General features: G+C 63.3%; 12 protein-coding genes. 10 read left to right on the top strand and 2 right to left on the bottom strand.

The window, feature by feature from the left end; all coding sequences use genetic code 11:
- Positions 1 to 89: 89 nt before the first annotated feature.
- The 4 genes from glmU to moaA all read left to right on the top strand — a co-directional run bounded on the left by glmU (position 90) and on the right by moaA (position 5,184).
- Positions 90 to 1,439 carry a bifunctional UDP-N-acetylglucosamine diphosphorylase/glucosamine-1-phosphate N-acetyltransferase GlmU gene (glmU, locus tag ACEN2S_RS10515; RefSeq protein ID WP_441865945.1) on the top strand — a complete coding sequence of 450 codons (1,350 nt, stop codon included), beginning with the start codon at positions 90 to 92 and terminating at the stop codon, positions 1,437 to 1,439.
- Complete coding sequence (gene glmS, locus ACEN2S_RS10520; RefSeq protein WP_441865947.1) at positions 1,440 to 3,254, top strand: glutamine--fructose-6-phosphate transaminase (isomerizing); 1,815 nt, start codon at positions 1,440 to 1,442, stop codon at positions 3,252 to 3,254. It abuts the gene before it with no gap.
- Between the two features lie 6 nt (positions 3,255 to 3,260).
- The gene (locus ACEN2S_RS10525; protein ID WP_441865949.1) at positions 3,261 to 4,040 is read left to right on the top strand and encodes a DNA alkylation repair protein; all 780 of its coding nucleotides are present in this window, start codon (positions 3,261 to 3,263) and stop codon (positions 4,038 to 4,040) included.
- A gap of 127 nt (positions 4,041 to 4,167) precedes the next feature.
- Positions 4,168 to 5,184: a GTP 3',8-cyclase MoaA gene (gene moaA / locus ACEN2S_RS10530; protein ID WP_441865951.1), complete on the top strand. Its 1,017-nt coding sequence runs from the start codon at positions 4,168 to 4,170 to the stop codon at positions 5,182 to 5,184.
- Positions 5,185 to 5,188: 4 nt separating this feature from the next.
- Here the strand turns inward: moaA and ACEN2S_RS10535 are convergent, their stop codons facing one another.
- Entirely contained in the window at positions 5,189 to 5,566 is a 378-nt protein-coding gene (locus tag ACEN2S_RS10535) for a hypothetical protein (protein ID WP_441865953.1), read from the bottom strand.
- A 118-nt stretch (positions 5,567 to 5,684) separates the two neighbouring features.
- Here ACEN2S_RS10535 and ACEN2S_RS10540 point away from each other — a divergent pair, with 118 nt between their 5' ends.
- Positions 5,685 to 6,413, top strand: coding sequence for a Crp/Fnr family transcriptional regulator (locus ACEN2S_RS10540; RefSeq protein WP_441865955.1), 729 nt, complete (start codon positions 5,685 to 5,687; stop codon positions 6,411 to 6,413).
- Between the two features lie 61 nt (positions 6,414 to 6,474).
- On the opposite strand, the gene ACEN2S_RS10545 is transcribed toward ACEN2S_RS10540, so the two are convergent.
- Complete coding sequence (locus tag ACEN2S_RS10545) at positions 6,475 to 7,641, bottom strand: M20 aminoacylase family protein (RefSeq protein WP_441865957.1); 1,167 nt, start codon at positions 7,639 to 7,641, stop codon at positions 6,475 to 6,477.
- 590 nt (positions 7,642 to 8,231) lie between these two features.
- Between ACEN2S_RS10545 and ACEN2S_RS10550 the strand changes: the two genes are divergently transcribed.
- From ACEN2S_RS10550 to ACEN2S_RS10570, 5 genes are all read left to right on the top strand, one after another.
- Positions 8,232 to 9,281, top strand: a complete 1,050-nt coding sequence (locus tag ACEN2S_RS10550) for an ABC transporter ATP-binding protein (RefSeq protein WP_441865959.1) — start codon at positions 8,232 to 8,234, stop codon at positions 9,279 to 9,281.
- Positions 9,274 to 10,332 (top strand): ABC transporter ATP-binding protein, encoded by a 1,059-nt coding sequence (locus ACEN2S_RS10555; protein WP_441865961.1) that lies wholly within the window; start codon positions 9,274 to 9,276, stop codon positions 10,330 to 10,332. Before ACEN2S_RS10550 ends, ACEN2S_RS10555 begins: the two co-directional genes overlap by 8 nt.
- A 91-nt stretch (positions 10,333 to 10,423) precedes the next feature.
- Positions 10,424 to 12,127, top strand: coding sequence for a peptide ABC transporter substrate-binding protein (locus ACEN2S_RS10560; RefSeq protein WP_441865963.1), 1,704 nt, complete (start codon positions 10,424 to 10,426; stop codon positions 12,125 to 12,127).
- Positions 12,128 to 12,207: 80 nt separating this feature from the next.
- Positions 12,208 to 13,215 carry an ABC transporter permease gene (locus ACEN2S_RS10565; protein WP_441865965.1) on the top strand — a complete coding sequence of 336 codons (1,008 nt, stop codon included), beginning with the start codon at positions 12,208 to 12,210 and terminating at the stop codon, positions 13,213 to 13,215.
- The gene (locus ACEN2S_RS10570) at positions 13,208 to 14,116 is read left to right on the top strand and encodes an ABC transporter permease (protein WP_441865967.1); all 909 of its coding nucleotides are present in this window, start codon (positions 13,208 to 13,210) and stop codon (positions 14,114 to 14,116) included. Before ACEN2S_RS10565 ends, ACEN2S_RS10570 begins: the two co-directional genes overlap by 8 nt.
- Positions 14,117 to 14,205: the final 89 nt, after the last annotated feature.

The following is a 14,205-nucleotide window of genomic DNA, read 5'->3' on the forward strand; positions in this document are numbered from 1 at the left end:
AACCTGCGGCAAGAATAGGTGAAGAGCGGCCCCTTGCGGCTGGTCGCCCCATGCGTAAAACGGGCAAGAGCAGAAGAAAAGGCATCATCATGGCCCTCGCCGTTATCCTCCTTGCCGCCGGACAAGGCAGCCGCATGAATTCCGACCTTCCCAAGGTCCTGCACCGTCTGGGCGGGGTGCCTTTGTTTGCCCATGCGCTGGCGGCGGGCCGGATGCTGGAGCCTGAGCGGGTGATCCTCGTCGCGGGCCACGGGGCCGAGGCGGTGCAAAAGGCGCTGAGCGCGATTGACGCCGATGTCGAGGTGGCGCTGCAGGAAGAGCAGCTGGGCACCGGGCACGCCGTGGCGCAGGCGCTGCCGCTGCTGGAGGGCTTTGAGGGCCGCGTGATCGTGCATTACGGCGACACGCCCTTCGTGCGCTGGGAAACGCTGGAGGCTTTGGCCGAAAGCCCCGCCGATGTCACCGTGCTCGGCTTTCACGTCAATGATCCCGAGGCGCGTTATGGCCGGCTGATCGAGGATGAGATGGGGCTGGAACGCATCGTTGAATTCAAGGATGCGACGGATGAGGAACGCGCGGTAACGCTTTGTAACTCAGGCCTTCTTTGCGCAGATGCCGATCATCTGAAACTGCTGATCGCCGGGCTGAAGAATGAGAATGCGGCGGGGGAATATTACCTGACCGATGTGATCGCGGGGGCACGTGCGATGGGGCTGACCACCGCCGCCGTCACCTGCGACGAGACGGAGACCTTGGGCATCAACACCCGCGCCGAACTGGCCCGCGCCGAGGCCGCCTTTCAGGCCCGCGCCCGCGCGCAGGCGATGGAAGATGGCGTCACGCTGAGCGATCCGGCCTCGGTCTATTTCGCGCTGGACACGGCGATTGGCCGCGATGCGGTGATCGGTCAGCATGTGGTCTTTGGCCCGCGCGTGACTGTGGAATCCGGCGCGGAAATCCTGCCGTTCAGCCATCTGGAAGGCTGCCATGTCAGCCGTGGCGCCACCGTCGGGCCCTTTGCCCGGCTGCGTCCCGGCGCTGAACTGGCCGAAGATGTGCATGTGGGCAATTTCGTTGAAATCAAGAATGCCATTTTGGATGAAGGGGTTAAGGTGGGTCACCTCACCTATATCGGCGATGCGCAGGTGGGCGAGCACACCAATATCGGCGCGGGCACCGTCACCTGCAATTACGATGGGGTGATGAAGCACCGCACGACGATTGGCGCGCATGCCTTCATCGGCTCTTCGACCATGCTGGTGGCGCCGGTGAATGTGGGGGCGCATGCGCTGACCGGCTCCGGCTCGGTCATCACCGAGGATGTGCCCGAGGGCGCGGTGGCCTTGGGGCGCGCGAAACAGGTGACCAAGCCGGGTCTGGCGGTGAAACTGATGGATATGCTGCGGGCCGAGAAAGCCCGCCGGGCGGGGAAACAGTAAATGTGTGGAATCATTGGTGTTCTGGGCAATCACGAAGCCGCGCCGCAGCTGGTGGAATCGCTGAAACGGCTGGAATATCGCGGCTATGACAGCGCGGGCATCGCCACGGTGAACGGGGGCGTCCTCGACCGTCGCCGCGCGGTGGGCAAGCTGGTGAACCTCTCGGACCTGCTGGTGCATGAGCCTTTGGCGGGCAAAGCCGGGATCGGCCATACCCGCTGGGCCACGCATGGTGCGGCGACCACGGGCAATGCGCACCCGCACCGCTCGGGCCCCGTTGCGGTGGTGCACAACGGAATTATTGAGAATTTCAAGGAGTTGCGGGCCGAACTTGCCACGTTCGGTTTGACGCAGGAATCCGAGACCGACACCGAAACCGTTGTGATGTTGACCCGGCACTACATGGAGCAGGGCAAATCCGCCCGCGAGGCGGCCACCGCGACACTGGCGCGGCTGGAGGGGGCCTTTGCGCTGCTCTTTCTCTTTGAGGGCGAGGAAGACCTGCTGATCGCCGCCCGCAAGGGCAGCCCGCTGGCCATTGGCCATGGGACGGGCGAGATGTTCGTGGGCTCGGATGCCATCGCGCTGGCGCCGATGACCGACCGCATCACCTATCTGGAAGAGGGCGATTACGCCTTTGTCACCCGGCAGGGCGCCGAAATCTTTGACCGCGAGGGCCGCCCCGCCAACCGTGAGATCCACCAGATCGACCTTGGTCAGGCGCGGATCGAAAAGGCGGGCTACAAGCATTTCATGGCGAAGGAAATCGCCGAGCAGCCCGCGGTTCTGGGCGACGCTTTGGCGCATTATCTGAAAGGTTCCGCGCTCAACCTGCCGGAGGAATTGGATTTTTCCAACCTCGATCGGCTAACCCTCGTGGCCTGCGGCACGGCCTCTTATGCCTGCCATGTGGCGAAATACTGGTTCGAGAGCCTCGCGCATCTGCCCTGCGAGATCGATGTGGCCTCCGAGTTCCGCTACCGCGAGCCGCCCTTGCCCGCGAAAAGCTGGGCGCTGTTTGTCAGCCAGTCGGGCGAGACGGCGGACACGCTGGCCGCCCTGCGCTATGCCGCACCGCGGGTGGAAAAGACGCTGGCGGTGGTCAATGTCCCCACCTCCTCCATCGCGCGGGAAGCGGATCTGGCGCTGCCGATTCTGGCGGGGGTTGAGGTGGGTGTCGCCTCGACCAAGGCCTTCTCCTGCCAGCTGCTGGTGCTGGCCGTGCTGGCGCTGAAGGCGGGCCGGGATCGCGGCGTGCTGAGCGAGGCGGATCTGGCGGGCCATCTGGAAACCCTGCGGCTGATGCCGGGGCTGATGAACCAGGCGCTGGCGCTTTCGGGCGAGATCGAGACCCTGGCCGAGCGGCTGGCCGAGGCGCAGGACATCTTGTTTCTGGGGCGTGGGCCGATGTATCCGATCGCGCTTGAGGGCGCGCTGAAACTGAAAGAAATCAGCTACATCCACGCCGAAGGTTATGCATCGGGCGAGCTGAAACATGGCCCCATCGCGCTGATCGACCGCATGGTGCCGGTGGTGGTGATCGCGCCGCATGACCGCCTGTTCGACAAGACCGTCTCCAACATGCAGGAGGTGATGGCGCGGCACGGCAAGGTGCTGCTTATCTCGGATGCGCGCGGCCTTGCCGAGGCGGCCGAGGGCACCTGGGCCACGCTGAAACTCCCCGCCGTGGCCGAGCCTTTCGCGCCGCTGCTCTACACGATACCCGCCCAGCTTCTGGCCTATCATACGGCGGTCGCCAAAGGCACCGATGTGGACCAGCCCCGCAATCTCGCCAAATCGGTGACCGTTGAGTAATTTGCCATGAGCATCACGATCGAAACTGCCCTGACCCAATTGAAGGCTCTGGGCGATGCGACCCGCGCCACAGAGGCCGCCGCCTATCACAAGGTGGACCGGATCTACTGGGGCGTCACCGTGCCGGAAATTGACGCTTTGGCAAAGGCCTGGCGGCCGGAGTTGACGCTGGAGGAACGGGTGGATCTCGCCTCGGCGCTCTGGGACAGCGATATCCATGAGGCGAAAGTCGCCGCCGCGAAACTGCTGACGCAGGCGCGGATCAAGGGGGATGAACCGGTCTGGGAACTGATCGCCTCCTGGGTGCCGGGCTTTGACGCCTGGGCGATTGCCGATCACGCCTGCAAGGCGGGGGAAAAGCGGCTGGAGGCCGATCCGGAGCGGCTGGATGCGCTGGAAGACTGGCTCGAGAGCGAGAACATGTGGACCCGGCGCGCGGCGCTGGTGATGACGCATCCTTTCACCAAATCGAACAACCCGAAACCGGCGGAACTGGCGGCGCGCGAGCGGGTGCTGAGCTGGTGTGTGTTCCTCGCCGAGGACCGGGATTGGTTCATTCAGAAGGCCATCGCGGGCTGGCTGCGGGATCTGTCCAAGCACGATCCGGCGCGGGTGGCGCAATGGCTGCGCGGCTATGGGCCGGATCTGAAGAAATTCGCCCGGATCGAGGCGGCGAAATATCTGCCGGAAGTGCTGGCGGTGCCGGCAGAGGCCTTGGCGGCGGAGGACTCCATTGATGACGCAGCGCCGGTGACGGATGCGGAAGCCTCCGGCGGGGATATTTAAGATCAGGCAAAGGGGGGCCGGGAAAGTGACCGGCCCCTCTGCCTTGCGGCAATCTTTTTGCAGTTTTGAGAGGCGACCGGGGGTGGCCTCTCTTGCCGAGGGGGGCGGCACGGCTTACCTCTGAGCGATGAACACGCGCGCGCCCCTGCCCCTGATTGATCCTTTCGCCCGGCCGATCCGCTATTTGCGGGTCTCGGTCACCGACCGTTGTGATTTTCGCTGCACCTATTGCATGGCCGAACAGATGCAGTTCCTGCCGAAAAAGGATCTGCTGACGCTGGAGGAGCTGGACCGCCTGGCCTCGACTTTCATCGGGCTGGGGGTGGAAAAGCTGCGGATCACCGGTGGGGAACCTTTGGTGCGGCGCGGGATCATGACCTTTTTTCAGGGCATGTCGCGGCATCTGGAAAGCGGCGCGCTGAAAGAGCTGACGCTGACCACCAATGGCAGCCAGCTGGCGCGCTTTGCCGATGATCTGGCGGCCTGTGGTGTAAAGCGGATCAATGTCTCGCTCGACACGCTGGAGCCGGGCAAATTCGCCGAGATCACCCGCTGGGGCAAGCTGGAGCCCGTGCTCGAGGGGATCCGCGCGGCGACACAGGCGGGGATCCGGGTCAAGATCAACACCGTGGCGCTGAAAGGTTTCAACGAGGCGGAGTTGTTCTCGCTGGTGGAATGGTGTGGTGGCGAGGGGCATGATCTGACCTTCATCGAGGTCATGCCGATGGGCGAGATGGGCGAAGAGCTGCGGCTCGACCAATATTGGGCGCTGAGCGATCTGCGCGGGCGGTTGGCGGAGCGCTTCTCGCTGGAAGACTTGGATGAAAACTCGGGCGGCCCCGCGCGCTATGTGCGGCTGCGCGAAACCGGGCAGAAGATCGGCTTTATCACCCCCCTCACGCATAATTTCTGCGAAAGCTGCAACCGGGTGCGGGTGACCTGCACGGGCGAGTTGTACATGTGTCTGGGGCAGGAAGACCGCGCCGATCTGCGCGCGCCGCTGCGGGCGAGCGCAGAGGATGCCGCCCTGGTCGAGGCCATCCGCGCGGCGATTGCGCGCAAGCCGAAGGGGCATGATTTTGACTATTCGCGCGCGCATGTGGCCGGGCAGATGCCGCGCCACATGAGCCATACCGGCGGCTGACCCTTCAGGCGCAGACCAGCGCCCGGCGCAAGGCAGCCTCAAGCATGTCGGTGGTGAAGGGTTTTTCCAGCGTCAGCCAGCCCTCCGGCGCGGGGTCGCGTTGCAGGTCCTGATCGCCGATCAGCACCACACGCGTGGCGCGGGCGCGCAGCACATCGCTCAGGCCCGACTGCCGCAACCGTTCGCTCGAAAACCCCACCAGCACCAGATCAGGCGGCATATCCGCCAGGGTCAGCCGTGACACAGCCGCCTCCGGGCTGCTGACCCGGGTGACGCGGGCCTGCGGCAGATGCAGGGCGACCGTCTCGGCGATATCAACCGCGACAATCATATTAGCCTCGACCACCAACACATCCGGGCGGTGGTCTCCCTGCGTCAACATCCTGAAAATCCTTTTTGAAACCGGCAGGAACCGCCCCCACGGGGGCCGCGTTGCCCCCTGAAGGTTAACGCCTGCCGGACCGGCGCGCAGTTAACTGTGACATAGGAAGGTCCGAGAGATGAAAACCGCCTGCGCCCATTGCCCGCTCCGCTGCCTGCCGCAATTCCAGCCGATGAGCGAGGCGGATGTTGAGTTCATGCAGGTCCTCAAACGCGGCGAGATGGTGGTGGACCCGGGCACCACGCTGTTCGTCGAAGGCGCCTCCAGCCCGCAGCTTTACACGGTGCTGAGCGGCATGGGGCTGCGTTACAAGACATTGGAAGATGGGCGGCGGCAGGTGGTGAACTTTGTTTTCCCGGGCGATTACCTCGGCCTGCAATCGGCGGTGATGGGCGAGATGCGGCATTCGATCGAAGCCTCGACGCCGATGGTGCTCTGCGTGTTCAACCGCACCGACCTGTGGGAGATTTTCCGCAACCACCCGGAACGGGCGTTTTCGCTGACCTGGCTCGGCTCGGTCGAGGAGCATTTCCTGTCGGATGCTTTGGCGACTTTGGGCCAGCGCGAAGCCTATGAGCGGGTGGCCTGGGCGCTCTATCGCATCTGGTCGCGGCTGGCGGCGATGGAAATGGTGCGCGACGGTTCGGTGCCGCTGCCCTACCGACAACGGGATCTGGCGGATGCGGTGGGGCTGTCGCTGGTGCACACCAACAAGACGCTGGCCAAGCTGCGCGGCGCCGGGATCGCCGATTGGCGCGGCGGGCGGCTTTATGTCACCGATCCGCTGGCTTTGGCCAAGATCGGCGCCTTGGAGCCGGACCATATCGAGCTGCGCCCGCTGTTTTGACGGGCGCAGCCTTGTCGGGTCAGAGCGCGCCCATCAGGCAGCGCGCTTCAGATGGTGGGCATCAGGCGGCGGGCATCCGCGCTTCGACCATGCCCGCATACCAGCTGGCGCCAAAGGGCGCGGCATTGTCGTCAAAGTTATAGGCCGGATGGTGCAGGCCCGCCGTGTCGCCATTGCCGAGGAAAATATAGGCGCCGGGGCGTTCGTTCAGCATATAGCTGAAATCCTCGGCCCCCATCAGCGGCGCGGCATCGGCATTGACCTGCCCGGAGACGGATTGCGCCACCTCCACCGCATAGCCGGTTTCCACCGGGGCGTTCATCGTCACCGGATAGCCGCGCATGTAATTCACCTCAGCCCGGGCGCCGAGCGCCAGCGCCGTGCCCTCGGCCACCTGGCTCACCCGCGCCTGCACGAAATCCTGCACCTCGGGGTCCATCGTCCGCACCGTGCCGCGCAGCAGCACGCTTTCGGGAATCACATTATGCGCCTCGGATTCGGTGCGGAAGGTGCAGACCGAAACCACCACCTGTTTCAGCGGATCGACATTGCGCGAGGCGATGGATTGCAGCGCCACCACGATATGCGCCGCCACCAGCGTCGTGTCCACGCCCAGATGCGGGCTCGCGGCATGCGCGCCCTTGCCGGTCACCACGATGTCGAACTGATCGGCGGCGGCCATCATCGCGCCGGGCCGGATCGCGAAATGGCCGACCGGAATCCCCGGCATATTGTGCATGCCATAAACCTCCTGAATGCCGAATCGCTCGATCATCCCGTCCTGCACCATCTCGCGCCCGCCGCCGCCCCCCTCTTCGGCGGGCTGAAAGATGACAATCGCGGTGCCGTCGAAATTCCGCGTCTCGGCCAGATATTTCGCGGCACCCAGCAGCATCGACGTGTGCCCGTCATGGCCGCAGGCATGCATCTTGCCGGGCGTTTTCGACGCATAGTCAAGGCCCGTCGCTTCAAAGATCGGCAGCGCGTCCATATCCGCGCGCAGGCCGACAACCTTGCCCGCGCTGTCGGTTTTGCCGCGGATCACCCCCACGACACCGGTGCGGCCAATGCCCTCAACCACCTCGTCACAGCCAAAATCGCGCAGCAGGCCCGCCACTTTGCCCGCGGTGCGGTGGACATCATAGAGCAGCTCGGGATTTTGGTGGAAATCGCGTCGCCATTCGGTGATTTCGGGCAACATTTCGGCAAAGCGGTTCTTCACGGGCATGGTTCGCTCCTTGGGGGAAACGGCCCGGGGGCGGGCCAAGATCGGCAAAGCCTGTTACAAACCGACCCCGGCTTCAAGGCCCCGATCATCGGCCGGGGGCGAAATTTTACCCGCTGGTCAATCCGGCAGGAGCCCCACCTCCCCGGCCAAGCCCATCGTTTCCCCCGAAAAATCGAAGCTCGCGGCCGAAGTGACGTAACGTCCCAAACGCCCGCCAGAAAAACATGCGGCGAAATTTTCAAAATGCCGAACGTGCTCGCAGATGCACAATATTGCGGCGATTGTTCCGGGAAATGGCGGGGTTTCAGGAACGATTTCCCATCGGCCTTGGCCGGGGAAACCTTGGGAATATTGGGTTTTTCGAGCCATTTCGGAAATTTCGACGATCCGGAATCCGAAGTTTTCCGCGCCCCCGCCAAAGCGGACCCAAAAGACCCCGGCACCGGCCTTTGACGGCGCCGCAGGGGTCCGGCCTCAAAATCCGTCTTGCGTGGCTCTGGGAAATCCCTAACACTTGGTCAAATTCCGGGCCAAAGGTCCGGGCCAAAAGCAATAAAAACACTGCAATAACAACCAACTGGGGGAATATAATGCCAGATGGGGCAACACCCGTCCTGGCGGTCTCGGGATTGAAGTGCATCTTCAAAACCCGCGGCGGCGAGGTACATGCCGTCAACGACGTCAGCTTTGAGCTGCGTCCCGGCGAACTATTGGGCGTGGTGGGTGAATCCGGCTCGGGCAAATCAGTGACGATGATGTCGCTGATCGGCCTTTTGCCCTCGCCGCCAGCGGAAATGCGCGGCGGCCAGGTGATGTTTGACGGGCTTGATCTGCTGAAGGCCACACCGGCGCAATTGCGCGCGGTGCGCGGGCCCGGCGTCGGCTTTATCTTTCAGGATCCGATGACCTCGCTGAACCCGGTGTTCACCATCGGCTTTCAGCTGATGGAGCCTTTGCGCAAGCATATGGGCCTGTCGAAGGCCGCCGCAAAAGTGCGGGCGCGGGAACTTCTGGAGCTGGTGGGCATCCCAGATGCCGCACGGCGTCTCGATGATTACCCGCACCAATTCTCGGGCGGGATGCGGCAGCGGGTGATGATCGCGATTGCGCTGGCCTGCGATCCGAAAGTGCTGATCGCCGATGAGCCGACCACCGCGCTCGACGTGACGATTCAGGCGCAGATCCTCGAACTGGTGCGCGACCTGCGGCAAAAGCTGGGGATGGCGATCATCTGGATCACCCATGATCTGGGCGTGATCGCCGGGATCGCCGACCGGGTGATGGTGATGTACGGCGGCCAGATCGTGGAAAACGCCCCGGTGAAAGAGCTTTTCGCCCAGCCGCGCCACCCCTATACCCGCGCCTTGCTGGAGACCATCCCCTCGATCCGCGGCCCGCGCGAAGACAAGCTGAACGTCATCGAGGGCCAGCCGCTGATCCAGCGCGAAGAGCCTGCGGCCTGCGCCTTCCGCGCCCGCTGCCCGCTGGCTTTCGCGCATTGCAGCATCGAAAATCCGCCGCTCTTCGCCGAAGGCCCCGGCCATACCGCCGCCTGCTGGTGGGACTTCTCCACGAATGCGCCGCGCGCCGCGGCGCTGAAAACCACCCCCGCGCCGCGGGCAGGAGCCCTGAATGTCTGAGCGAATGTCTGAGCGAAATTCTGGGCGCAAACCCTTGGTTGAGGTGAAGAACCTCAAGATGTATTTCCCGATCACCGCCGGGATCTTCCGCACGAAAGTGGGGGATGTGAAGGCGGTGGATGATGTCTCTTTCGATATCTATGAGGGGGAAACCCTGGGTCTTGTGGGCGAATCCGGCTGCGGCAAATCCACCTGCGGCCGCGCGCTGATCCGGCTTTACGATCCGACCGCGGGCAGCATCAAGATCGGCGGCACCGATATTGCCAAGGCCAGCCCGGAAACCCTGCGCCAGATGCGCCCCGCCATGCAGATGGTTTTTCAGGACCCGCAGGCCAGCCTCAACCCAAGGATGACCGTCGCCGCCATCATCGGCGAACCATTGGATGAGCACACCAAACTGTCCAAGGCCGAGAAGCTGGCGCGGATCTATGAGCTGATGGATCAGGTCGGGCTGAACCGCGATTTTGCCAACCGCTATCCGCATGAATTTTCCGGCGGCCAGCGGCAGCGGATCGGCATTGCCCGCGCGCTGGCGCTCAATCCGAAATTCATCGTCTGTGACGAGCCGATCGCGGCGCTCGACGTCTCGATCCAGGCGCAGGTGGTGAATCTTCTGGAGGAATTGCAGGACCGGCTGGGCCTCACCTATCTGTTCATCAGCCACGATTTGTCGATGGTGCGCCATATCGCGGACCGGGTGGCGGTGATGTATCTGGGGCAGATCATCGAACTCGCCCCGCGCGATGACCTCTATGCCGAGCCGCTGCACCCCTATAGCCAGGCGCTGCTCTCGGCGGTCTGCGAACCCGATCCGGAGCTGGAGGCCAACCGCCGCCGCGTCATTCTGACCGGCGATGTCCCCTCGCCTTCCAATCCGCCCAAGGGCTGCAATTTCTGCACCCGTTGTCCGAAAGTCATGCCACATTGCCATGAGATCGAACCGCGACTCGTGGAAGTGGCCCCGGGGCGGCAGGTGGCCTGCCACCTGTTTCCCGCCCCCGATACAAAAAGCAGAACCACCGATCCCACGGTGGCAGGGCTGAGCCCATAACTGAGCGCAGTGTAACCTCAGGCAAACCCCTTCGGCACAATCAACATTTCCCAAGGATTTCCAAAGGGAAAGTCCAACAAGGAGAAGACCCATGAAACTGAAAACCGCCCTTTTGGGTGCAGCGGCGGCCCTCGCCTTTGCCCCCGCCGCCTTTGCCGAACGCGGCACGGATGGCGAAGTGAAAATCATCTACAGCCAGGCTGTATCGACGATGAACGCCTATCTCTCGGGCGGCACCAAGGACATTGAAGTGGGCAGCCTCGTGCTGGAACCGCTGGCGGGCTTCAACGAAAAAGGCGAAGTGATCCCGCGTCTGGTCACCGAAGTGCCGAGCATCGAGAACGGCGGCATCTCGGAAGACCGCACCTCGATCACCTGGAAACTGATCCCCGGGCTGAAATGGTCCGATGGCACCCCGGTCACCGCAGAAGATGCGGTGTTTACCGCAGGTTACTGCATGGACCCGGCCGGTGGCTGCGCGCAGCTCGCGCATTATGAAGGCGTGGAAAAGGTCGAAGCGGTGGACGAAACCACCATCAAGATCACCTTCAAGGAACCGAAGCCGAACCCGTTCCTGGCCCTTGTCGGCGCGCAATCGCCGCTGCTGCAAAAGGCACAGTTTGAGAACTGCACCGGCGCTGCGGCGTCCTCCTGCACCGAGCAGAACTTCAAGCCGATCGGCACCGGCCCGTTCCGCGTGACCGAATTCCGCACCAATGACGTGGTGCTGCTCGAGGCCAACCCGAACTACCGCGACCCGGCGAAACCGGCCTTTGCGACTGCGATGGTCAAAGGCGGCGGCGATGCCACCTCGGCGGCGCGTTCGGTCATGGAAACCGGCGAGTTTGACTATGCCTGGAACACCCAGCTGTCGCCGGAAGTGCAGGCGACGATGGTTGAGGGCGGCAAGGGCGTCTTTGTCAGCTCCTTCGGCACGCTGGTGGAACGCATCGAGATGAACCTGACCGATCCTTCGCCGGATCTGCCGGAAGGCGAGCGTTCGACCGCCAAGCACCCGCATCCGATCCTGTCGGACATCCGCGTGCGCACCGCCTTGTCCAAGGCCATCGACCGCGAAACGCTGGTGGAAATCGGCTATGGCGAGGCCGGTCGCCCGACCTGTAACCTCGTGCCCGCGCCGGAACTTTATGCCTCCGACAACAAGGACTGCATCCCGCAGGACGTTGAAGGCGCCAAGGCCCTGCTGGACGAAGCCGGCTGGACCGACAGCGACGGCGACGGCATCCGCGACAAAGACGGCAAGAAACTCAGCCTCTTGTTCCAGACCTCGGTCAATGCCGTGCGTCAGGACTTCCAGTCGATCATCAAGCAATACTGGAACGACATCGGCGTCGAGGTTGAGCTGAAATCCATCGACGGTTCGGTCTATTTTGGCGGCGATGCGGGCTCGCCCGACACGTTCCAGAAGTTCTATGCCGACGTGGAAATGTACGCCAACAACTTCGACGGCACCGATCCGGAGGCCTATCTGGCCGCCTATACCTGCGACAAGGCACCGCGTCCGGAAAACCAATGGCAGGGCGAGAACATCAACCGCTTCTGCGATCCGGCCTATGACGCGATGGTCGCGGAACTGGGCGCCACCGGCGATATCGAGAAACGCGCCGCTCTGGCCAAGAAAATGAACGATGCCGTCACCAAGGACAGCATGGTCATCGTGCCGCTGGTCGACCGTGGTCGTCTCTCGGCGCATTCCAACACCCTGGGCGGCGTTGTGCTGAACACCTGGGATTCGGAAATCTGGAATGCCTCGGACTGGTACCGGATCAAGTGATCTGACCTGACCTTGTCCCCTCCGGCATCCCTGCCGGGGGGGATATACCCCGAAGGCCCTGCCAAAGATCCGAGGCGCCGATGCTCACCTTTACCCTCCGACGATTGCTGACCGCGATACCGGCCCTGCTGGTCATCAGTCTTGTCATCTTCCTTCTGCTCGAAGCCGCCCCCGGCGACCCGCTGGGCGAGCTGCCGCTGACGATTCCCGCGGAAGTGAAAGAGAAAATGCGCGCGGCCCTTGGCCTCGACAGCGCATGGTACGTTCGCTACTTCCTGTGGCTCAAACAGTTTTTCTGGGTCGAACCCCTGCATTTGTTCGACCATTACGCCGGCACGCATTTCGGCGATGGCATGCAACGGGTGATCTCGTTCCAGTCGCGGCAACCGGTTATGGACATCATCGCCGAGCGGATGCCGCAGACGCTGCTCGTGGTCGGGCTCTCCTATCTGCTGGGCGTGCTGATCGCGCTGCCGATCGGCATCATCTCGGCCTATAAGCAATACAGCTGGTTCGACCAGATCGGCACCTTTGTCAGCATGATCGGCTTTTCGGTGCCGACCTTCTTCACCGGCGTGGTGATGATCATCCTCTTCGCGGTCAAGCTGCAGTGGTTCCCCTCGGTCTATGACACCACGCTGAAGGTCACCGACTGGTCGAGTTTCTGGATGCAGATCCGGCAGATGGTGATGCCGGTCACCGTGCTCGCCCTTTACAACGCCAGCCAGATCAGCCGCTTCATGCGCGCCTCGATGCTCGACAACCTCGGCCAGGATTATGTGCGCACCGCGCGGGCCAAGGGCATGGGCGAAAAGGTGGTGGTGCTGCGCCATGTGCTGCGCAATTCGATGATCCCGGTGGTCACCGTCATCGCGCTCGGCGTGCCGACGATTTTTGGCGGCGCGATCATCACCGAGCAGGTGTTCAAGGTGAATGGCCTCGGCCAGCAGCTGATCACCTCGATCCATTCCAACGATCTGCCGATGGTGATGACGCTGACCTTCATCTTTGCCATCCTGATCGTTGTCTTCAACCTGATTGCCGATCTGCTCTACGGCATTCTCGACCCGAGGATCCGCTATGACTGAGGTCACCGCCGTGAAAATCCGCCCGCCGCGCAGCCAGTGGTGGGATGTCTGGGACCAGTTCAAGACGCATAAGGGTGCGCTGGTCGGCCTTGCGGTCTTTGTCACCATTCTGGTGCTGATCTTTCTGGGGCCGCTGGTCTGGAAGATTGACGCGACCTTTGTTGACCTCAAGATGCGCAACAAGGGCTTTTCGATGGCGCATCCTTTGGGCACCGATCAGCTGGGCCGCGACATGCTGGCGCGGCTGATGGTGGGGGGCCGGGTCAGTCTCGCCGTTGGCATCACCGCGATGGCGCTGGCGATTGTTCTTGGCACCTTTGTCGGCGTTCTGGCGGGCTATTTCAGACGGTTGGAGAACCTGCTGATGCGGCTGACCGACCTCTTTCTGGCGCTGCCGCTCCTGCCCCTGCTCCTCTTGATGGTCACCCTCTTCCGCGAGCCTTTGTCCAAGGCATTTGGCCCGGAGACCGGGATTTTCCTGCTGATCGTCACCGCCATCGGCGCGACCAGCTGGATGCAGACCGCACGCATCGTGCGCGGTGAGGTGCTGGCGGTGAAAGAGCGCGAGTTCGTGCTGGCCGCCCGCTCCATCGGGACGCCCTCGCGGCGGATGATCACCCGGCATATCCTGCCCAATGTGATGAGCCCGATCATGGTCTCGGCCACTTTGGGCATCGCCTCGGCGATCATCACCGAAAGTGCGCTCTCCTTCCTCGGCCTCGGCTTTCCGCCGGATTTCCCGACCTGGGGACGGCTCTTGTTTGATGCGGTGGACCAGATCCGCCTGTTCCCCAGCCGGGTGATCATGCCGGGTGTCGCGATCTCGCTGGTGGTGCTGAGCGTGAATTACATCGGTGACGGGCTGCGCGACGCGCTCGACCCCCGCATTCGCGGCCGCTGATCCCCTGCCCCTCGAACGTCACCCCCGGCTCAGATGCGCCGGGGGTTTTGCGTTCCGCGCCCGATGACGCATGCCCCGCCGCTTCGCCC

The organism is Phaeovulum sp. W22_SRMD_FR3 (genome assembly GCF_052113705.1).
Classification (GTDB): Bacteria; Pseudomonadota; Alphaproteobacteria; order Rhodobacterales; family Rhodobacteraceae; genus JBGQOG01.